The organism is Paenibacillus sp. 01T442, assembly GCF_056398345.1.
Genome location: NZ_JBFTPF010000001.1, coordinates 13,802 through 34,700 on the forward strand (window position 1 = coordinate 13,802; position 20,899 = coordinate 34,700).

Sequence of the window (20,899 nt, forward strand, 5' to 3'; positions counted from 1 at the left end):
GAGAATCGCAGAATTAACAGGTAACCATCCGTTTCAAGTAAAATAAGAGTGAGGTTAAAGTTTGAGAGTCGATGGGAGTGATAGCATGCTATTTTATTCAATCATTGTTGTGATTACAGCTGTCGATCAGCTGACTAAGTATTGGATACGTTCGGTGATGACGGTTGGCGAATCCATGCCCTTTTATAAAGATTTCATTTCCTTCACGTATTATCAAAATAGTGGGGCAGCTGGCAGTTCGTTGCAAGGCTGGGCTCCTATACTTGGAGTTCTCGCGGTTCTCATTGTCGCAGGGATTTGGTGGTATCGTAAAAAAGGGGGCTTCCCAGGGACGTTAAAACAAAGTGCAGCTGCATTCCTTGTGGGTGGGGCGATTGGCAACGGAATTGAACGGCTTCTTTTCGGGAAGGTCACCGATTTCATCGTCATTAACTCCGGGAATGGGATTATGAATCTAGCGGATATTGCGATTAATTTGGGTGTTGTGCTGTATGTAGTGGACATGCTTCTATCGCAGAGAGGCAGATGGAAAGGAAATGGGAAGAATCCACAAATTTCCTAGGTATTTAAGCCCTCAAATGAAGAGTTGGTATAGATCTAAAGAACTATTTATGGTATCCTTCAAGTAGGAATACGTCATTGGAGGGATGGTCACATGAAAGCGGATCGACAAGATCTTGTTGATGAGTTTTTTGCGATGATTCGAAAGCTGAACCGCACGGGATCGGATATTATGCATGTGAGGGAGTTTTTCTGGCGATCGTCTGAAATTCGCGGATTTATCCCGCCAAATGTTGAGTTTATGACGGTTCTCAAAGCTTATAATGCGGTGCTTTTTCATGAGTTTCGGAAATCACTAGTGCCTCATACAAGTATGCATATCTTAGCCAATGTTCACATGGAGGCAGGAGATGCGCTGGTTAGCTTGGGGATCACAACGCTAGAAGATCTCGAATTAGCAGTTAAAGGCAGGATATTAACCAAAGCATAAAGAGTCGTCATGAATAGTAACAAGCAAGCAGATGCCGGTATAGAAGTTGTTCTCATAGTGTAAAATCAAGCCCAAGCGAAGAAGCAAGTCGCTTGGGCTTTATTCTTGGTATTAGTCTTCTTTTTTCTGCTGAAGGGCTGCAAGCAGCTTGTCTGCGAGTGAGTTCCCTACTCCGGCAGAATCGGAGAATTGCTCGATCAGCTGGCGGTTGACTTTGGCTGTAGCCTTGCGACCGCCACCTTTAGACTCACCGTCGATTTTCTCAACGACATTGCAGGGACGGCATTGAAAATATTTGCCTGCTTTTCCCGTGTGTATTTCCATCTTCTTATGGCACTGTGGGCATCTATGGTTCGTTAATTGCCCGTCAGCTTCACGTTTATACGAGCATTCCCGACTGGAACAAACCAGATAACGTCCTCGTTTGCCCTTGACTTCCTGAAGGAACTCGCCGCAATCGGGGCATTTACTGCCGGTTAAATTGTGCGGTTTATACGCTGCGGAGCTGCGTTTGACTTCATCGACGAGCTCGGCTGCTTTCTTGCGGATTCCACTGAGGAAAGCTTCCATGCTTCCTTTGCCTTTGGAGATGCGTTCAAGCTCCTGCTCCCAGCGTGCTGTAAGCTCGGGTGAACGAAGCTCCTCAGAAGCAAGCTCGATGAGCTGTGTGCCCTTGCCAGTAGGGATGAGCAAGGAGCCTTGACGCTCAATCGTGTCGGAGGACACAAGCTTCTCGATGATATCTGCACGAGTTGCAGGTGTGCCAAGACCGAATTTCTCCATCTGCGACAGTAAGGAAGCTTCATTATGGCGAGAAGGCGGTTTCGTTTGGCGGCTAACTTGCCGAACATTGCGAGCGGTAACTGCGTCCTTCTCAGACGCTTGGGGCAGCAGCTGTCCTGTATCTTCCTCGGATTCATTGTCTTCCCGATCGKGATCGGTGAAATCGGTGGCGCCGTAGACGTCTTTCCAGCCTGCTTGCTTCACGACTTTGCCTGAGGCATAGAGCTTCTCTCCAGCAATTTCAATGGTTAACTTCGTTTCATCATAGCGGCAAGGACCGCTGAATAAAGCTAAGAAACGGCGAAGAATCAGGTCATAGAGTCGACGTTCATCTGCGCTTAGCGTAGCGAGTGAGATGGCTTCACCAGTCGGGATGATGGCATGGTGATCGCTGACTTTGGAATCGTCGACGATTCGCTTCGTAATCGTCAGAGGCTTACGAATAAATGGTGCTGCAAGCGGCGCATAAGGGCCGATAGCAGCTCCTTTCAAACGACCGAGCAAGGTCGGTACCATATCGGAGGTCAAATACCGCGAATCGGTTCGCGGGTAAGTGACCAACTTGTATTGCTCATACAGTCGTTGCAGGACATTCGACGTTTGCTTGGCAGAGAAGCCGAATTTGCGGTTCGCGTCGCGTTGCAGCTCCGTCAAATCATAAGCCAGCGGATGCGGGATTTGCTTCTCGGTCTTATTCACCTGCACGATGCGGCCGCTCTGGCCTTGCAGCTTTGCTTTCAAGCTATCGGCGCGCTCGCGGTCAAATATGCGCGAGTCGCCGGTCTTCGGGTCCCGCCACTGGGCGCGGAAGGACCCGAGCTCGGCTTCGATCAACCAGTAGTCGGCGGACCGGAAATCACGGATTTCCGCCTCACGGTTGATCATCATCGCCAGCGTGGGCGTCTGCACGCGCCCAGCGGATAATGACGCGCCGAACTTGCTGGTCAGCGCGCGGGTTACGTTGAGGCCGATGAGCCAATCGGCCTCGGAACGACAGACGGCTGCTTGATACAGCCGGTTGTAGTCGGTGCCGGGCTTCAGCTGCGCGAAGCCCTCGCGAATGGCCTGATCCGTCTGCGACGAGATCCAAAGCCGTTTGAACGGCTTCTTCCAGCGGATCAGCTCCATAATCCAGCGCGCGACGAGCTCGCCTTCGCGCCCCGCATCAGTTGCGATGACCAGCTCCGACAGGTCGCCACGGCGGCTGAGATGCTCGATCGCACGAAACTGCTGCGAGGTTTCTTTCATGACTTTGAGCTTCATTTTGCCAGGGATAATGGGCAGATCTTCAAGGTTCCAAGTCTTGAACTTGGGATCGTAATCATCGGGCTCAGCGAGCGTGACGAGGTGGCCTAGTGCCCAGGTAACGACGTATTTGGCACCTTCGAAGTGGTGTTTTTGCTTCTGACTACAGCCCAGTACACGAGCAATTTCTTTGGCTACACTTGGTTTTTCAGTCAGTACGAGAATTTTCATGGGGGCAATTACCTCTTTTCTACATACCAATTAGCATAAGCGAAAGGGTCCTACTTTTCAAACGGGTAATATTTCGAAATATTTGTACGTTTATGCCGAAAATCAGCGGAATTTGTCTATTTTCACCCTAATATAAAGTATAATGGTGATATATAGAATAAAAGGGGGGAAACCTCGATGGGGCACATGTTTTCTCTTTTTTCCGATCATACCATTAAAACAAGACTTCAACTCTGGATAAGCGCAATTATAGTGGTACTGGCTTTTTCGATCATCGTTCCTTTTTACTTTATAGAGAAGAGTAATCGGTTAGAAGAGGCTAGAGTTCAACTCAAACAAGTGATTTCGTTACAGAGCTTATATATCGAACGTTGGAATCAGGAAAAGTTGGATGCGATTAAACGTTTTGCACTTTCAGATAATGCCAAGTTCCACCGCATAGGTGATTTGAAACGGGAGTTTCAGGATTATGCCAAGGTGAATTCGGAATTTTTATCGATTACTTTCGTTGAGCCGGATGGTAACATTCGCACAGATACGACTTCGATTTATGTGGGTGATCGTCAGTACTACAGGCTCGGGAAGGAAAAGAAAAGTTTTGTTTCGGGTGTTGTGATGTCCAAAGATAATGGAGCACCTGTTATTACATTTTCTTCTCCCGTACTTGGCGATCACGGTGAATTCAAGGGGATTGTGCTGGGGATTATTACACTTGAAATGTTGAATAAACTGATGGCTCAGCTTAGCTTCGGAGATACGGGTGAAGTCTATGTGCTGGATGCAGAAGGCAATATTGTAACGGCCTCTAACTGCTCCGAGAATGGTGCAATTACCCAAAGTGTGGCATCGGAAATCTATCATCGTGCCGTATCGAGCAGTACGGATCATAGTGCGTATACTGGCTTCCGAGGGGAGAGCGTGTATGGTCAATACCAATGGTCCCAAGGGAAAAACTGGCTTGTTGTTGKGGAAATTACCCAGAAAGAAGTTTTTCGAAAGTTAAATGAATTAAGTATAACGATTATTATCATTTCCTTGATTGCACTGCTTCTCAGTATCGCGGCTGCGGTGATGATTGCCTCCAAGATTGAGCGGCCGATTCGCTATTTGCTGCGAGCCACGAAGATCATTCAGAAGGGGAATTACGATTATCAGATCAATGTGGATAAAATTAGAAAAGCTCCTGTGGAGCTGCGACAATTAGTGGCCACATTCAATCTCATGTCGGATCGTTTGAAGTCCAACATTTCGTTATTGGAGCATTCAGCATGGATGGATCAATTGACAGATGTTCATAATCGACGCTATATGATGCTAGAAGGCAATAAGCAATTGCAGTCGTGTATTTACTCCGGACAGACCTGCTCTGTCTTGATGATGGATATTGATCATTTTAAGAAAATTAATGACACGTATGGTCACTTGGTTGGTGATGGTGTTCTCCATCATGTCGCGAGTATCCTAAGACGGTATGCGGGAGAGGATGCGATTGTGGCGAGGTATKGCGGTGAAGAGTTCATTCTGTTATTACTGCGGAAGGATGCGCAAGAGAGCGCTGCAGTAGCTGAGGAAATACGAAATATTTTAATAGATGAACCTTACAGCAAAGAGTCGTTAACGGTCAAAATAACCGCAAGCATCGGAGTTGCCGAATACTCACCGACGTTGGAATACGGAACGATGGTGCTGGAAGATATGGTTTCTAGGGCAGACCATGCGCTGTATCGCGCGAAATCAGGTGGAAGAAATCGTGTCGAAGTTGACACCAAAAGGTTGTATGATGAAGATGATCATGTATAAATATGACGCGGAGGTGTGCTATGAAAGGGAGAACGGCGATTGTTGCGGGAGGATCGGGCTTAGTCGGCAAGGAACTGATCAAACAGCTAGTGAACGATCCGGATTATGATAAGATCATTGCCTTAGTTCGTAAGAAAATGGATCTCGATCAGCCGAATGGACAGGGGAAACTAGAGCAGCGCGTGATTGATTTCGCTAAGTTGGGCGAGAGTCTGAAGTCCTCGGAATTCGCGCATGCTCATGTCTACTGTACCTTAGGAACAACGATCAAAAAAGCAGGCTCGAAACAGCAATTCCGCAGAGTAGACCGAGACTATCCCCTCATGCTAGCTGAAGTGGCGAGCAAGGGACAAGCAGATAGCTTTGCCATTGTAACAGCCATGGGAGCAGACCGTACATCCTCCTTTTTCTACAATCAGGTAAAGGGTGAAGTGGAAGATAAGCTGCGAGGGATGCGACTTCGCTCACTTCACTTGCTTCGGCCTTCTCTCATTCTGGGTAACCGTGGGGAATTCCGATTAGGTGAGAAACTGGGAGGCATCGTTTCACGGGCCATTGCTCCGCTGATGACGGGTCGTCTTCGCAAGTATCGTCCCATTCATGCACGAACGATTGCTACAGGCTTAATAAGAGCAGCCAAGTCGGGGAAAACGGGCGTTCAGGTGCTAAGCTCCGATCGGATTGCCTCTATTGCTGGTAGATGATCAGCTTGTACAGCCGCGTGTCTGCCTCTTTTCCTCGAAAATGAGAGTGGTACTCGGCTTGCGTTTTTGTTAAGATTAGTGTCGTTCAATATTAATGTCCTAAATGAGTATAGAAAGAAGGTTCACATCATGATTGATCATATCGTCCTTGTTAAATTTGCTGAAACAACTACGCAAGAGCAGCTGCAAGAGGTAGTTGACCGTTTCAAAGCGCTGCGCTCCCATCTGACAGGTATCGTTGATATCCAAGCGGGAATTAACTTCTCCGAGAAAAATCAAGGCTTCCAAGTTGTACTTTCCGTTCGTTTTGAAGATAAAGCGGCATTGGCAGCTTACGGTCCGAACCCGGAGCATCAAGCGGTAGCCGCGTATATTCGTGAAGTTGGCCGTGTAGACAGCTTAATCGTGGATATCGAGATTTAGAGGCATGGGGTTAACGAGGTAAAGGAACGTAGATCCGCTATTTTGGCGAAAATGGAAGGAATCTGGAGGAAAGGGAACCTGGTTCCGCTATTTCACCATTTTGGGCCTCACAGCAGCGAATTTGGAGAGAATAGCGTACTCACGTTCCGCAACTTTGGATATTTGCCCGAAATTCGGGGAATAAGGGATCTACGTTCCCTTCCGAGATGGATAAGCATGAAATCAAGCAGAAGCAGTCCGTCCTCGTCAGAGGGCGGGCTGCTTTTGCTCTTATTCAGTCTAATGGTGGTCAGGTGCCAATACCACGTCCCCCTACATCTTCTTTCGAGCCGTCCTGCCATTTCCTCCATACTGATTCGCTCGCCCAGATGCAGCAGCTCCGCCTTGAAATTCGAAACAAAGTGCTGCATCACGATATATTTGAGTTCCAGCTCCATCACGAGATTAACCATCCAGAATGTTAGGATTTGCTTTTTCAGTGACGGCAGATCGTTACAGAGCTCCCCGATATAAAGGGAAATATCGATACGCATGTATTGATGGAAGGCTTGCTGCGCCTGGCGGAGCGCGGTACGGATTTCCTCGTGCACGTTTCTTTTTAACGTTCTGGGGAAGGGGAACAGCAGGATCGCATGCCGTTCATCCAGAGACAGATTAACGCAGCCCTCGGTAGATATGGACTCATTCAAGGTGTTATCAAGCACGAACTGCACCAAATGAGCTCCACCAAAGCGTGATTCCACATCGACGATTCGCTCGGGTAAGGCTAGGACAGGGAAATAGCAGCTGCCTTCGCCAAGATGAATGCCGAAGGAAGCGGCTTTCTCTGCCCATTCGGACTCATTAAGTACGGGCTGCTGGTGCAGGGACCTTTCATTCCTTCTTGGAAAAAGGCAAACCTGGAACAAGTCGTTGATCAGATTGTCTCCAAAACGAAAACACCTGCCATGGTAGATAAAGAATCCTTACTCTATGTGTTGAAAAACACGGTGGCTGCCAAAGCAGCTACACCGCTGACGTATCAAGCTGAAGTCGATAAAGTGATGCAAGAGGAATTCGATAAAATGATGCTGAAAAATCAGGATATCGATACGACGATCAAAACGGCGCAAGATAAGATTCAGAAGCTGGTGGATTCGAAGAAGTAGAGGAAGTGGGAAGAGCCTTCGCCAGGGTGGCGGAGGCTCTTCCGCGTGAGTGCCTATTAGGGAAGCTGTCTAAGCTCTTTCCGATACACAGACGGCGCAGAACCGCTCCACTTGTGAAACTGCTTCGAAAAGTAGAGCGCATCATTGAAGCCGACGGAGGAGGCGACTTGATCGATGGTCATGGCGGTTGTCATTAGTAGCTGCTTGGCCCGTTCCATCCGGATATTGAAAAGATACTGCATCKGGGATAATCCGGTGTATTGTTTGAACATTTTGCACAAATAGGTGCGGTGATACCCCAAATTGCGAGCGAGATGCTCGATGGAGACCGCTTGTGTGTACTGCAGCTCTAAATAGCGGATGGCTTGTCCGATTTGGCGCTGGATATCGGTTTCAGCTGCTGGCTTGGCAGAAATATGGTGCGTGTTCACACGTCCAAGCTCCCGAAAAAGCAGGCGCAGCCAGCCCTCAGCTTCCAGTTCCTCTAACTGGGGGAAAGAGGTCTGGTTGAAGCATGCGCGCAGATGACGGTAAAAGTGACGAATGGTTCGAGGATTATTCCCCGATACCACAGCTTGCTGTGGGGAGACCCCGATTTGTGAAAGAAGCGAATCGACGGAGCGCCCAGTGGAAGCAACCCAGACATAATGCCAAGGCGTAATGCTATCTGCTGTATACGAAAATAACTCACCTGGATAAATGATAAAAGTATCTCCAGTGGAGCAAGCATAGGTTCGCTGCCCCATTTCGAAGGTGCCTTTCCCCGAGAGAACCGTATGCATCAAGTAATAATCGTGAACGGCAGGCCCCATTTTGTGCTGGGGGTGGGGCTTGCCTTCGCCACTGAAAAGGACAGATAAGTCTGGATTGCTATGTAAAGGATTAATGCTGATGTCGAAGTAAGTATGATCTTGATTCATAGGGGCCTCGCTTTGTTTTTATTCTGAGCGTAATCTAAAAAACTACAAATGTCCATATTGGAGTTGTTTCAATCCATATTTTTCAAAGCGAGCTTGCGCTATAGTAAGGATATAATAATAGATTGTTTATTGGAGGAGATTATCACATGTCCAAAATTACTTTTTTAGGTGCAGGAAGCACGGTTTTTGCAAAAAACGTACTTGGTGATTGTTTGCTTACCCCCGCATTACAAGGCTATGAAATCGCTCTCTTTGATATTGATCACGAACGATTACAAGATTCTGCTAACATGCTGAATAACATCAAGAAAACGAGTGGAAGTACGTCGATTATTAAATCGTACACGAACCGTAAAGAAGCTTTGAGCGGTGCCAAATTTGTGGTCAATGCGATCCAAGTAGGTGGCTATGATCCATGTACGATTACGGATTTTGAAATTCCGAAAAAGTACGGTTTGCGTCAAACGATTGCTGATACGGTTGGAATTGGCGGTATTTTCAGAAACTTGAGAACGATTCCAGTTATGCTGGATTTCGCTGCGGATATACGTGAAGTGTGTCCAGATGCGCTTTTCCTTAACTACACAAATCCGATGGCTGTTTTGACAAATGTCATGAACACGTATGGCGGTGTGAACACTGTTGGTTTGTGTCATAGCGTGCAAACTTGTGTACCGGAGCTATTTAAACACTTGGAAATTGATCAAACTGGTGTGAAAGCGAAAATCGCTGGGATCAATCATATGGCATGGCTGCTTGAAGTGTCCAAGGATGGTGTCGATCTCTACCCGGAGATTAAGAAACGCGCGGCTGAGAAGCAAAAAGAGAAACACAAAGACATGGTTCGCTACGAAATGATGCTGAAATTCGGCCATTATATTACGGAATCCTCTGAGCATAACGCCGAGTACCATCCGTATTTCATCAAGCGGAATTACCCAGAACTCGTGGATCGCTTCAACATTCCATTGGATGAGTATCCGCGTCGTTGTATTGATCAAATCAGCCGCTGGAAGAAAATGCGCGAGGATCTCGTGAACGATGCGAATTTGACGCATGTGCGTTCACATGAGTATGCTTCGTATATCTTCGAAGCGATTGAGACGGATGTACCGTTCAAAATCGGCGGGAACGTCATGAATACCGGCTTGATCACGAACTTACCACGTGAAGCTGTTGTTGAAGTGCCGTGTTTGGTTGATCGTAACGGTGTAACACCTACTTACGTAGGGGATCTGCCACCACAGCTGGCGGCGCTGAACCGCACGAATATCAACACGCAGTTGTTGACGATTGAAGCGGCAATTACAGGCAAGCGTGAGCATATTTATCACGCGGCGATGCTGGATCCGCATACATCAGCTGAGTTGTCAATGGACGATATCGTCGCGATGTGCGATGAGTTGATTGAGGCTCATGGCAAGTGGTTGCCAGAGTATAAGTAAGAAATTTGGTCGTGGGGATGATGGTCCCCGCGGCCTTTTTTATTTTGATTTAGCTACCGCTTTGATAGAAGAGCTAAATGAACTCACCGGGGCGGGCGCATTGTTTAACTGGAAAATCTACAGCTAATTTCACGCTTCGTTGGTGAAAACCACGATTAGATGGAAAAACGGTAGTTATTTTTGACGTATCCGCCAGTTTAGCTGAAAATGGGTGAAATTAACTACATATTTTCCATTTATTTCAAAATATCGGAGGGGAAATGCGAATTTAACTGTATTTTTTCCATTTATTAGCTGGTTGGGTAGAACTTGGCCCTCGTCATAGCGGTATGGAGGCGGCAGAAAAGGGGAGCGGTGTGAGATAGGAGTAAAGTGGAGAGTGGGAGGAGTGTGTGTGAAGAGAGTGATTGGAGTAGAGTGGGATAGGTTTGGGTTGGAGTGAGTGGATAGGAGTGAACTGAAGTGGATAGTAGCAGGAAGTCAGCAGGAGCAGCATGGGATAGGAGAGGACTGAAGTGGATAGTAGCAGGAAGTGAGCAGTAGCGGCATGGGGTAGGAGAGGACTGAAGTGGATAGTAGCAGGAAGTGAGCAGTAGCGGCATGGGGCAGGAGAGGACAGACGTGGATAGGAGAAGGAAGTCAGCAGTAGCAGCATGGGGTAGGAGAGGACAGACGTGGATAGTAGCAGGAAGTGAGCAGGAGCGGCATGGGATTGGAGAGGACTGGGGAGGACAGAAGCAGGAAGTGAGCAGGAGCAGAGTGGGAAAGTAGCAAGAAGTGAGCTGGTAGGAACGGGAACCAAGCTTCAGCAACGCAAATAAGAGCGGGTTACCGCTCTTATCACGCATGCTCGAACTAGTTCAATTTGCTCAGCTGAATCGCGCTACCCACCAAACGCATCGCGAAATGCTTCTTTTAAAGTTTCCAACTCGACGTTCCATATAGGAGCGATCTCGGGGCCAACGTGTTCGCCGAACCAATCAGCAAGCAATCGACGATTGCTGCCATTCTCGACGATGAAGGGGAGATTCAGCATCACTTTTTTCACGTAGATCGTTTCAGCGGACTTGAGTTGCTCTGGGGTGAGCCAAATCTTGAGCCGCTTCACTGTTCGATATAGCTCCTTGTTGCATGCTCTCCGAATGGCACGAGCGTTGGGAAGCTGCTGTTTATGTCGTTCACTTTGTTTCTGATACACCATACAGGGATCGACGCTCCTCTCTCTGTTATGTGTATGCACAGAGAGGGCGGAGAGCGACTCGAGACAAGGACCTATTGCGCCCAAGTTCGTGGAGCATGTGTCGTCTTAGTCTCACGCGGCCCCATATGGGTCATCAGCGCAGGAAGCAGCATGCCTCGAACGAGGAAGGTGTCGATGAGAATACCTGCCGCCATGGCGAAACCAAACAGCAGCAGCTCCTGCAACGGCTGCGTCATTAAGACACAGAAGGTCGCCGCCAGCACGATGCCAGCGGAGGAGATGACGCCGCCCGTTAACGCCGCGCCACGTTGCACAGCCTCTCGCCAAGGATGGCGCCGCGCTTCCTCTTGCACCCTAGACACCAAAATGATGTTATAGTCTACGCCTAACGAGATGAGAAAGATAAACGTGTACACGGGCAGACGGTAGCTGAAGGCATCGTGTCCAAATCCGAAATGAAACACACTCCAGACAACCCCCATCGTAGCCGCGTAGGACAGCAGCATGGTAGCCATCATGGTAAGCGCCAATCGCAGGGAGCGGGCCTGCCAGATCAGCATAACGGTAATCAATAAGGTAATGAGTGAGAAAATAACCCATGTATCCCGTTGATTCATCGAACGGACATCAAGCTGCTCCGCCGTTTGGCCTGCGTAATGCAGGGTGAACTGGCCGGCCTCGAAGCCACTCTGCCCAAGCAAGGCATCGCTATTCTTACGTAAGCTAGAGATCACTTCTAGCGCAGCTTGATCATAGGGATTCATTGTCAGAATCAGCTGGAACTTCATCGTATGCTTAGGTAAATTGGCATTCCCAGGAGTTAACTCAGCTTGATTGACCCCCGGTGTTAGCGAACTAATCCCCTCAGATCCACGGATCAGTCCAGTTAGCTTATCCATTTTGCTAATAAAAGCCTCATCCCAAACGATTTCTTTCTTCGCGTCCAAAAGAACAGTAACTGGCGCTAATTGCCCAGGAGGGAACTGCGCCTCCAACGTGTCAAAACCTTGTCTAGAAGAAATATCGCTAGGGAAGGATTTCATAAGATTAAACGAGTAGCGCATGCCTAGTGTAGATATCGCAGGTGCCACCAGAACGATAATGAGAACAAGAGCGGTTATCCGCGGCTTTGAGGTAACGCGAGTACTTACCCAAGCCCAGAAGCCGCGAGGCTCGTCATTCACAAGAACTGCATCATCCGTACGTGGAATAAACGGCCAGAAAGCTTTTCGCCCAATCAAGGCAAACATTGCAGGAATCAGCGTCAGTCCACCGAGCAGAATAACCACCATCGCGATGGAGAAGACAGGCGCAAAGTTATGATAGGGCTTGAATACAGCAGCGAATAACGTGAGCATGGCAATGAGCACGGTGCCGCCGCTGAAGAAAATCGGTTCAGCCACGTTGGAGAAAGCTTTCGACATCGCATCGTACTTAGAATCCGTTGTCCGCAGAGCGGAACGATAGCGCGCAATAATAAATAAGCAGTAATCGGTCAGCACAGCGAAAAGTAAGATCATCATGATGGAGAGGGATTGCTTCTCGACGAAAATCCAGCCCATTTTGCCTGCTAAGCCTATGACCCTATCGACAACTGCATACACCATGCCTGCGATAACCAAGGGTAACAAAGCCAACAGCGGTGATCGGTATATGATGATTAAAATGATAAGAATGATCCCCAGTGTGGCGAGCATTAGCACAAAATCGGCCTTTTTGAAGAGCATAATGGTATCGGATGAAATGCCAGCAGGACCTGTGATGTCAAGCTTCATAGCCCCCAAACCTTGCTGCTCGGACTTATGACGAATCTGTTCAAGTGTATCGTAAACAGGACCAGATGCCAGATCCTTTTGGAGAGAGACGGTTAACAAGAGCGTTGTACGATCTGCGGAAAATAAGAGCTCTTGTTGCGCCGCGGGCATTTGATGAAAAGGAAGAGAACGTGTGACGTATGCCGGTTTCTGATCAGAAGCCAGCCACGAACTGATGCCAGTTATAGCGCCTCGTTCAGCAGTCGTGATAGGGTGCTCGGAATGGAACACGAGGATGGCAGTTAAGCCGTCCGTGGAAGGATAGGCCTCTTGTAATAACTGTTTAGCTTCTTCAGATAATGTATGGCCAGCTAAGCTGCCTTCACCGCCGCTTTGGGCGACTTCTTTGGAAGATGGTGCAAATGCGCTTAATAAAAGGATGGCAGCTAGCCAGCTAATGAGTACAATTTTGACGCCTTTGGCACTGCTAACGAACTGGGCAAGACGTGTTAATGCATGTTTCATGGCAGGTTCATTCCCCTCTCCTAAATCTACTTCAAATAGTAGGAGAGGAATATGAACGGATGATGAATGCAAGATTACATTCGGGGCAGGCGGGCAGTGAACGTCGTCCCTTTGCCGAGCTCACTTTGCACATGAATGCTGCCACCGTGCAGCTCAATGATTTTCTGAACAATGGATAAACCAAGGCCAGTGCCAGCACTGGCGCGGTTCCGTGCGCGATCCGCTTTGTAGAAGCGGGTGAAAATATGAGGCAGCTCCGTCTCTGACATACCAATCCCTGTATCTCGCACCACGACAGTGACCTCCGTCTCTGATGACCGAATCGCAATGTGTAACGCGTCATGAGGACGAGCATATTTGATACCATTCGTAATGAGGTTCAGCCAAACTTGATGCAGCAATTGGTGGTCGGCCGAGACGTCGGTTTCCGGTAGATCCAGTTCGATGTCGAGCTCCTTTTCCGACCATTGCCACTCCGTATGAATCAGAATTTGACGGATTTGTTCATCCAGCCGGTACATCGTGCGCTTAACTACATGACTCTCTTTATCTAATGAGGCTAGCGTTAGCAGCTGTTTACTGAGGGAGGACAATCGTTTGCTTTCGTCTAAAATGATATGAAGATAGCGCTCCTTCTCCTCCTCGGAGGTCGTCTGATCCAGTATGGATTGGGCGAAGCCCTGAATCGAAGTTAACGGAGACTGGATTTCATGGGAGACATTGCCCACGAATTCCTGCCGCATAGCTTCTACCTGTTTGAGCGATTGCGCCATGAAGGTAAAATCTCGCGCAAGCTCCCCGATTTCATCCTGACGGGAAACGTCCATCTTCATTTCGTAGTTGCCGCCAACAATCCGTTTCGTAGCTTCTCGCAATTTTTTGACAGGCCTGACGATGAATTGGGAAAAAATAATGATGAGAACGATGCTGAATAGGAAGGTAAGTCCGAGCAGGAAAGCCATCAGGATGCGCACGCCGCCGATCTGCTGTTCCAGATTAGGCCGTACAAACAAGGCATACGTTTTCCCTTGTACCTGAACGGGAACACCGATACTGTTGCGCAGGCTATTTTCAAAATAGCCGATAACCATCAGAAGATGACGCTCCTGCAGCATCCCACGGTACGTTTCTCCCGCTAAAACACGCTGAATTTGCTCTGGATCCAACTGCGTATGTTTATACGGCGTTCCATAGAATGTCCCCGCCATCTGCTCATTCACGACATAAAGCTGGAATCCCATATTGGCAATATGTGTGAAGAATGTCGCAGGCTCGACCTGAGGCACTTCTTCATAAAGTGTGCGAATCTCCGTCGTTATTTTCCAAATTTGTTCCTCGTTCTGATCCCTTAATTTGGCTAGATAATACCAATTCGAAAGAAAGAGAGCGAGCACAGAACTGACCATCGCGATGAGAATAAACGTAACAACGATGCGAAAATATAATGTTTTCATCCTTCCGTCACCTCAAGCTTGTAACCAAGTCCTCTCACCGTCGTAATCATAAAGTCACTTGTTTTCTCATAAAAACGCTCCCGCAGTCGCTTGATATGAACATCGATGGTTCGGCTGTCACCCTCATAATCCGTGCCCCATAGCATTTGAATCAGTTGCTCACGCGTGAAAATGCGACCTGGATGACTCGCTAATTGGGCGAGCAGCTGGAATTCTTTGAGCGGCAGCAGCAGTGTTTCACCTGCGATCGTGACTTCATAGCTTTTGCGGTTGATGACCGTTTGACCAAGTGTAATCATCTCCGAGGAAACCAGCTGATATCGGCGCAATAACGCACGCGTACGGAAGAGGAGCTCCTTGGGCTCGAACGGCTTGACCACGTAATCATCGGTGCCTGAAGCAAAGCCTCGTTCTTTATCTTCAATCTCACCTTTGGCTGTCACAAGAAGAATCGGAATATCGTAATGCTCGCGGATTTCCGCGCATAGCTCCAGGCCGTCCCGCAGCGGCATCATGACATCGACAACGGCGAGATGAATTTGTTCGGTTTCCAGCAGCCTCGAAGCTTGCTCACCGTCACTTGCTTCAAAGACCGCATACCCTTCTTTGGAAAAAAGGAAGCGCATGAGTTCGCGAATATGGGCATCGTCATCGGCGACGAGTATATGTGTTTTCATTGGGGAAGCACCTTCTTCATAAGGAATCAATTGAGCTTGGCATCAGTGTAAACGAAAAAAAACCTTAATGCCACTTCTGATATCGAGACGTCTGTCGAGGACGTTTCGAGGAGCAGAAGAAGCTTAAGGTAAAGCTCGAATAACATCAGAACCAGTGAGGCCATTTAATAGACCTCGATATAGCCGATCATCGGACCATTATGCGCCATATCCGTATGCGTCATGCAGATGAGGCGATACGTCCCCGCTTGGTTGGCGGTAAAATGAACGATGGTTTCTTTGCCTTTTTTGATCTCACCGGAGATATTGAGTCCTTCGATGAAAAAGGGGTGGCTCTCGCCATTGATGCCAAGGATGCTAAGCTTGATATGCTCGCCTTTCTTAACGGCAATGGTGCCAGGGTCCCAGCGGTAAGCCTCGATGGTTTTGCCATCAGCTGTGGTGGATTTGAACTCCCCAACAACCATGTGAATGGTGCGTTCTGCCGTGGGTTCGGCGAAGGTGGGCAAAATGCTTGCTCGATTCACATACAGCCATCCAATAAGAAGGATTAGAAGTGCGGCTGCTAGCTGATAGAAATGCTTGCGTTTGACAATCCATACTCGGGACATAGGGTCCGCCTCCTGTACAAGGGTCTTGTACATCTTATGCGGGGGCTTGTCAGCGCATGAATTGGAATTATGCTCCTACCACCAGGCGGTAGGATAGGAGGTGCGTGTTGCCCGGTGGTACCCGCAGGCAACGAGCACGATCAGCGCTGCGCCGAGCAGCACCGGCGTGAGCAGGAAGCTCCAGCCGGCGCCCGTGAGCATCACGAGCAGCGGGTCGGCGCCTGCGGGCGGATGCAGCGTGCGCGTCAGCTGCATGAGCGTAATGGCGGCGCCGACCGCGAGGGCGAGGCTCCACGCGTGCACTCCGACCGCGGTGAGGGCGCAGAGCCCGACGAGCGTGCTCAGCACGTGGCCGCCGATGAGGCTGCGGGGCTGCGCGAGCGGGCTCTGCGGGAGCGCGAAGGCGATGACGCAGGAGGCGCCGAAGGGCGCCATCAGCAGCGAGGTGCGGGCGAAGTCGCCGAGCAAGCTGCACAGCAGGATGGCGATGAAGCCGCCGATGCCGGGGATGAGTTTGATGAACAGGGGAGAGAGTCGTAGTCGAAGACGAGTGAACATGTGGGGTGTGCCTCTTTTCATCGTGATATCCCTGATGGTATCATGAGTTTATGTATTTGAATAACGAATGATTATGATATCTAGTATTTGATAATCCGATGGGTGGTATGTTGGTTATGCTGGAACAACTGGATGGACGAAGTATGAAAACCTTCGTTACGGTCATGGAGGAGAAGAGCTTCAGTAAAGCCGCTCAGAAGCTCGGTTACGTTCAATCCACGGTGACGATGCACATTCTTCAGTTGGAGCAGACCTTAGGACAGGCGCTTTTTACACGGTTGCCGCGCGGGGTTGAATTGACAGCAGCGGGCCGAGAGGTGGCGCCTTTTGCCTATCGATTCTTACAGTTGGGAGAATCCTTACAGGAGAAACTAACGGGCTTGCAAGAGCCCAAAGGTGTGGTGCGCCTGCGCGCGCTGGAATCGTTCTGCGTGCCGCATCTCCCGATGATGCTGCCGACGTTGTTCGAGCAGTTTCCGCACATCCAGCTGCAGCTGGAAACGGGCTTTCAACGCGACATTGTTCAGGAGGTATCGGCGTACCGTGTAGATTTAGGCATTGTGCCGCGTGATCCCAAGGTGCGAAATCTCACTTTTATCCCGTTGCTCGTGGATGAATTGGTGTGGGTGGGGGCTCCGGCGCTAGTGAAGCGCATCGAGCTGGAAGGCTGGGAAGCGCTGGCACAGACACAGGTCATCGGCTTTGGCAGCCGCTGCATTTATCAATCATTGGCCTCTCAGGTACTGATGACGGACAAAGGGCTTGCTACTTTTACCGAAATGGCCTTCGACAGCACGGAAATGCTCAAACAGACGATGATGTGCGGCATGGGCCTCTCCTTGCTGCCTGTCACTTCCGTTCAGAAAGAGCTGGAAGCGGGTCAGTTGCTTCGCGTTGAGTCGGAGACAGCGATTCCGTTGGAACATGGGCTGATTCACCGTGCCGGCAAAGAGCTCAGCGCACCTGTGGAAGCTTGCAAATCGCATATCTTGGCTTATTTCAGCAATGAGTTGCATACAAGTAGAGGATAGCGGCATGTCTATGATAGAATGTGGATGGGATTAGATTAGATTAGATTAGGCAATGGGTACAAGTTAGACCTCATAGGGGAAGTATTAGGCATTTAATAGGAAAAACTACAGCTAAATATGAGGATTTCAACGGCAGAATTAGAATACATGGAAAATATMCAGCTAATTTGCGGATTATAGGTAATTTCGAGTGGAATAGGCGAATTTAGATGGATAAAATCCAGCTATTCTCTTTCTTTTGACCCTATGGGCCCAATTAGATGTACTTTTTCCAGCTAAGTAAGTTGCCAATGTATGGGAAAGTGAAACGAAGAGAGGGTTACGTATGCATGAGTTGATTCAAAGTGTTTTGGTGTATTTGGAAGGTTTGGGGTACTGGGGAATATTCCTTGGACTTATGCTGGAGGTCATTCCGAACGAATTGCTTTTAGCCTACGCAGGGTATCTCGTATCCAAAGGTCAAATTAACTTCGTAGGTGGTATGGTTTGCGCGGTCGTCGGGGGAACTTTGGCCCAAATCGTGCTATATTGGATCGGACGTTATGGCGGCAGGCCATTTCTGGAGAGATATGGCAAATACCTGCTGATCAGCAAGCATCATATCGATGTGGCGGAAAGCTGGTTTAACCGGTACGGCACGGGTATGATTTTTACAGCGAGATTTATTCCGATTGTGCGTCATGCGATCTCATTGCCAGGCGGTATGGCGAAGATGCCTTTGGGGAAATTCTCCCTTTACACGGCATTAGCTTTGGTTCCTTACTCCTTTCTGTATATTTATTTGGGCATGAAATTGAAGGACAACTGGGAGACGATTGGCGAGTACGCAGGGCCTTATATTAAACCTTTGATTATCGCTGCGATCGTGCTGACAATCCTGTATGCGGGCTATCAATTTTATCTCAAAAGAAAAAAGAAAATCTAGTAAGGTTGATTTGGCGGTTTCGCCTGCTTTTGATACAATGAATGAGAAATAGGATGATCCTGGGAGGATGACAACGATGGGTGCAAATCTTGCTAGTAAGCTGGGTACTGGCCTCAAGCCGAAACAGTTTATCGAAAGTATGGAAAAAAATAAAGAGCAATTTTTAGCTTATTATGATGGCTTTGCTTGGGACAATGAAGAGGATAAGGAATATTTCGAATCTCTTAACAATCGCGATGATCTTCGCTGCTTGATTATTGCTGCTGACTGGTGTGGCGACGTTGTTCGCAACGTGCCTGTTGTATTCAAGGCTTTGGAAGATAGCGGCGTTCCAACCGAGGTTCTCATTATTGAGCAAAATTATGATGTAATTGATCAGTTCTTAACAGGCGGCGGACGTGGGATTCCGATCGTCGTATTCACAGATACAGGCGGATTCTCGCTTGGGCACTGGGGGCCTCGTCCGAAAAACGTGCAAGCGGTTATGACGCAGTTCAAGAAAGAAAATCCAGATCGCGATGCGGCAGATTATAACGAAAAAATTCAAGTAGCCAGAGCCGAAATGGGCCGTCAATATGGCGAAGGTAACGGATATCATGCTGTTATTGTGAAGGAACTTCGTTCATTGATCGAGTCGTTCTAAAAGGTGAGGGTGGCATCACGATGATCAACATTCAATCCTTCGTCCTGGGTACGGTTCAGACGAACGCGTACTTACTGTCGAATCCAGAGACGAATCAAGGTATTATTATCGATCCCGGTATGAATCCGAAGTCGCTGATTAAGAAAATTGCCGACATGGATATCGTGGCGATTCTACTGACGCATGCGCATTTCGATCACATTGGGGGCGTTGACGAGATTCGTAAGCTCAAGGGCTGTCCGGTGTATATTCACGACCTAGAAGCCGATTGGCTGACGAATCCGAAGAAGAATGGCTCCGCTCGCTGGCCAGAACTTGGGACTTTAGTTGAGACGGACCCGGCAGAGTTCGCGCTGGATGAGGGGCAAGTGCTGGAGTTCCTGGGCATTAAGCTCAAGGTGTTCCACACCCCAGGCCACTCGCCAGGAAGCGTGAGCTTCTTGTATGACAAACACCTGTTCAGTGGTGATGTGTTGTTTAAACTATCGGTCGGTCGTACCGACCTGCTTGGTGGAGACAACAATACCCTGCTGGATTCCATCCAGGATAAGTTGTTCCTGCTGGATGACGACGTCATCGTCTACTCAGGGCACGGCGCCAAGACGACGATTGGCTTCGAACGTGAGAATAACCCATACGTGTAAGGCGATTAGGACTGCTCCCTCTGATGAGGGGGCGGTCCTTTTTGTGTATACGGATGGGGAAGAGGAGTAAGTCGAAATAATCGAGTTACAGGAAACAAGTGGAGAAGTAGCCGCTGTAAGTCGAAATAATCGAGTTACAGGATGAGCAAGTGGAGAAGTAGCCGCTGCAAGTCGAAATAATCGAGTTACGGGATGAGCAAGTGGAGAAGTAGCCGCTGCAAGTCGAAATAATCGAGTTACAGGATGAGCAAGTGGAGAAGTAGCCGCTGCAAGTCGAAATAATCGACTATCTCCAAATTATGCTCGTTCGCCCATGACACCCACCCAATTTATTTATAAACTGGGTATTTACCGTGTGCAACGTAGGTGCTTCCCCATAGACTGATGTTGTAAGCTATTCACCCAACTTCAACAATAACCTCTGAGTTAAACAGTAAGCCTGTGTAAGTCCCTTTTGGGAAAATATGAAGGAGGTGCTCTTCCATGGAATATGTTAAAGTTCCGAATTACCCAATGCAACCAATGCCAATGCCAATGCCAACCCCGATGCCAATGCCAATGCCTACACCGCTTCCAGCGCCAGCGCCAATTATGCAACAACCGATGCACAATAATATCCACCTGCACGCGTCCTACCAACAAACTGAATTTGTGTTCCCGAAACCGGTTCACACGCAAGCAGTTGCTTGCCCTCCGAAAAACAATTCGGCCGCTAGTATCTTAGTACTTTTCATTTTACTAGTTATTATTACGCGCAGCATTTGTAAATATTGATTTACGGATTGCTCGGGTAAAAAGAGAGGTAATCCCACGAGGCCTAGGGGTCTTGGTGGGGTTGCCTTTTTTTGTTTGTGAAAAAAAGGATTGTCTATTACGATGAAGTCATGTAAAATTCGTCATGATTACAAACAATTTCATAAACTAGCTTAATAGGTGCTTTCTGCTGAATCTAGCGGAAGCTTAAAAGGGAAGTTCGGTTCAATTCCGATGCGGTCCCGCCACTGTAACGCTGAGCTAACAATCATAGCCACTCTCGATAACAAGAGGGGAAGGAGATTGTACAAGCGATGAAGCGAAGCCAGGAGACCTGCCTGATAAGTAATGTATTTTTTTTCTCACGAGGATGGGAGGAAGATGTTTCTTTGCATTTGCCAAAAAGAGTGGTTAGTCGTTAGATTAACACGAT

The 20,899-nt window shown here is 48.4% G+C and carries 21 protein-coding genes and 1 riboswitch; of the genes, 12 read left to right on the forward strand and 9 right to left on the reverse strand.

Going from position 1 to position 20,899, the window contains the following annotated elements:
• Positions 1 to 85 precede the first annotated feature (85 nt).
• Both lspA and AC1DLM_RS00145 read left to right on the forward strand, forming a co-directional pair.
• Positions 86 to 562 (forward strand): signal peptidase II, encoded by a 477-nt coding sequence (gene lspA, locus AC1DLM_RS00140; RefSeq protein ID WP_441987495.1) that lies wholly within the window; start codon positions 86 to 88, stop codon positions 560 to 562.
• Between the two features lie 93 nt (positions 563 to 655).
• Positions 656 to 991: a hypothetical protein gene (locus AC1DLM_RS00145; RefSeq protein ID WP_441987496.1), complete on the forward strand. Its 336-nt coding sequence runs from the start codon at positions 656 to 658 to the stop codon at positions 989 to 991.
• A 111-nt stretch (positions 992 to 1,102) separates the two neighbouring features.
• Here AC1DLM_RS00145 and AC1DLM_RS00150 read toward each other — a convergent pair whose 3' ends face one another.
• Positions 1,103 to 3,250, reverse strand: a complete 2,148-nt coding sequence (locus tag AC1DLM_RS00150; RefSeq protein WP_477568696.1) for a DNA topoisomerase III — start codon at positions 3,248 to 3,250, stop codon at positions 1,103 to 1,105.
• 177 nt (positions 3,251 to 3,427) lie between these two features.
• Between AC1DLM_RS00150 and AC1DLM_RS00155 the strand changes: the two genes are divergently transcribed.
• The 3 genes from AC1DLM_RS00155 to AC1DLM_RS00165 all read left to right on the forward strand — a co-directional run bounded on the left by AC1DLM_RS00155 (position 3,428) and on the right by AC1DLM_RS00165 (position 6,177).
• A complete protein-coding gene (locus AC1DLM_RS00155; RefSeq protein WP_477568697.1) occupies positions 3,428 to 5,050 on the forward strand; it encodes a sensor domain-containing diguanylate cyclase in 1,623 nt (540 codons plus the stop codon).
• A gap of 20 nt (positions 5,051 to 5,070) precedes the next feature.
• On the forward strand, positions 5,071 to 5,754 hold the full coding sequence (locus AC1DLM_RS00160; protein WP_477568698.1) for an NAD(P)H-binding protein: 684 nt from the start codon (positions 5,071 to 5,073) through the stop codon (positions 5,752 to 5,754).
• A gap of 129 nt (positions 5,755 to 5,883) precedes the next feature.
• Positions 5,884 to 6,177, forward strand: a complete 294-nt coding sequence (locus AC1DLM_RS00165) for a Dabb family protein (protein ID WP_441987499.1) — start codon at positions 5,884 to 5,886, stop codon at positions 6,175 to 6,177.
• A gap of 107 nt (positions 6,178 to 6,284) precedes the next feature.
• Here AC1DLM_RS00165 and AC1DLM_RS00170 read toward each other — a convergent pair whose 3' ends face one another.
• Positions 6,285 to 6,890 carry a hypothetical protein gene (locus AC1DLM_RS00170; protein ID WP_477568699.1) on the reverse strand — a complete coding sequence of 202 codons (606 nt, stop codon included), beginning with the start codon at positions 6,888 to 6,890 and terminating at the stop codon, positions 6,285 to 6,287.
• Between the two features lie 87 nt (positions 6,891 to 6,977).
• On the opposite strand from AC1DLM_RS00170, the gene AC1DLM_RS00175 reads away from it, so the two are divergent.
• Entirely contained in the window at positions 6,978 to 7,325 is a 348-nt protein-coding gene (locus AC1DLM_RS00175) for a hypothetical protein (RefSeq protein ID WP_477568700.1), read from the forward strand.
• A 56-nt stretch (positions 7,326 to 7,381) separates the two neighbouring features.
• On the opposite strand, the gene AC1DLM_RS00180 is transcribed toward AC1DLM_RS00175, so the two are convergent.
• Entirely contained in the window at positions 7,382 to 8,245 is an 864-nt protein-coding gene (locus AC1DLM_RS00180) for an AraC family transcriptional regulator (RefSeq protein WP_477568701.1), read from the reverse strand.
• Positions 8,246 to 8,391: 146 nt separating this feature from the next.
• Between AC1DLM_RS00180 and melA the strand changes: the two genes are divergently transcribed.
• Positions 8,392 to 9,690: an alpha-galactosidase gene (melA, locus tag AC1DLM_RS00185; protein WP_477568702.1), complete on the forward strand. Its 1,299-nt coding sequence runs from the start codon at positions 8,392 to 8,394 to the stop codon at positions 9,688 to 9,690.
• A gap of 883 nt (positions 9,691 to 10,573) precedes the next feature.
• Here melA and AC1DLM_RS00190 read toward each other — a convergent pair.
• The 6 genes from AC1DLM_RS00190 to AC1DLM_RS00215 all read right to left on the reverse strand — a co-directional run bounded on the left by AC1DLM_RS00190 (position 10,574) and on the right by AC1DLM_RS00215 (position 16,470).
• Positions 10,574 to 10,891, reverse strand: coding sequence for a dehydrogenase (locus tag AC1DLM_RS00190; RefSeq protein ID WP_171634486.1), 318 nt, complete (start codon positions 10,889 to 10,891; stop codon positions 10,574 to 10,576).
• Positions 10,892 to 10,962: 71 nt separating this feature from the next.
• On the reverse strand, positions 10,963 to 13,170 hold the full coding sequence (locus AC1DLM_RS00195; RefSeq protein WP_441987504.1) for an MMPL family transporter: 2,208 nt from the start codon (positions 13,168 to 13,170) through the stop codon (positions 10,963 to 10,965).
• A 74-nt stretch (positions 13,171 to 13,244) separates the two neighbouring features.
• Positions 13,245 to 14,624, reverse strand: a complete 1,380-nt coding sequence (locus AC1DLM_RS00200) for a sensor histidine kinase (RefSeq protein WP_477568703.1) — start codon at positions 14,622 to 14,624, stop codon at positions 13,245 to 13,247.
• The gene (locus AC1DLM_RS00205; protein WP_312886350.1) at positions 14,621 to 15,301 is read right to left on the reverse strand and encodes a response regulator transcription factor; all 681 of its coding nucleotides are present in this window, start codon (positions 15,299 to 15,301) and stop codon (positions 14,621 to 14,623) included. The genes AC1DLM_RS00200 and AC1DLM_RS00205 overlap by 4 nt, the downstream gene beginning before the upstream one ends.
• A 164-nt stretch (positions 15,302 to 15,465) precedes the next feature.
• On the reverse strand, positions 15,466 to 15,912 hold the full coding sequence (locus AC1DLM_RS00210; RefSeq protein ID WP_171634480.1) for a cupredoxin domain-containing protein: 447 nt from the start codon (positions 15,910 to 15,912) through the stop codon (positions 15,466 to 15,468).
• Between the two features lie 75 nt (positions 15,913 to 15,987).
• The gene (locus tag AC1DLM_RS00215) at positions 15,988 to 16,470 is read right to left on the reverse strand and encodes an HPP family protein (protein WP_477568704.1); all 483 of its coding nucleotides are present in this window, start codon (positions 16,468 to 16,470) and stop codon (positions 15,988 to 15,990) included.
• A 116-nt stretch (positions 16,471 to 16,586) separates the two neighbouring features.
• Here AC1DLM_RS00215 and AC1DLM_RS00220 point away from each other — a divergent pair, with 116 nt between their 5' ends.
• The 5 genes from AC1DLM_RS00220 (at position 16,587) to AC1DLM_RS00240 (ending at position 20,487) form a co-directional block, all read left to right on the forward strand.
• Positions 16,587 to 17,501, forward strand: coding sequence for a LysR family transcriptional regulator (locus AC1DLM_RS00220; RefSeq protein ID WP_441987508.1), 915 nt, complete (start codon positions 16,587 to 16,589; stop codon positions 17,499 to 17,501).
• Positions 17,502 to 17,826: 325 nt separating this feature from the next.
• Complete coding sequence (gene uptA / locus AC1DLM_RS00225) at positions 17,827 to 18,426, forward strand: undecaprenyl phosphate transporter UptA (RefSeq protein ID WP_441987509.1); 600 nt, start codon at positions 17,827 to 17,829, stop codon at positions 18,424 to 18,426.
• A gap of 76 nt (positions 18,427 to 18,502) precedes the next feature.
• Complete coding sequence (locus tag AC1DLM_RS00230; RefSeq protein ID WP_171634474.1) at positions 18,503 to 19,069, forward strand: thioredoxin family protein; 567 nt, start codon at positions 18,503 to 18,505, stop codon at positions 19,067 to 19,069.
• A gap of 20 nt (positions 19,070 to 19,089) precedes the next feature.
• Entirely contained in the window at positions 19,090 to 19,713 is a 624-nt protein-coding gene (locus AC1DLM_RS00235; protein WP_477568705.1) for an MBL fold metallo-hydrolase, read from the forward strand.
• Between the two features lie 483 nt (positions 19,714 to 20,196).
• Positions 20,197 to 20,487, forward strand: coding sequence for a hypothetical protein (locus tag AC1DLM_RS00240; protein ID WP_441987511.1), 291 nt, complete (start codon positions 20,197 to 20,199; stop codon positions 20,485 to 20,487).
• A 140-nt stretch (positions 20,488 to 20,627) separates the two neighbouring features.
• A riboswitch (cobalamin riboswitch) is annotated at positions 20,628 to 20,822 on the forward strand.
• Positions 20,823 to 20,899: the final 77 nt, after the last annotated feature.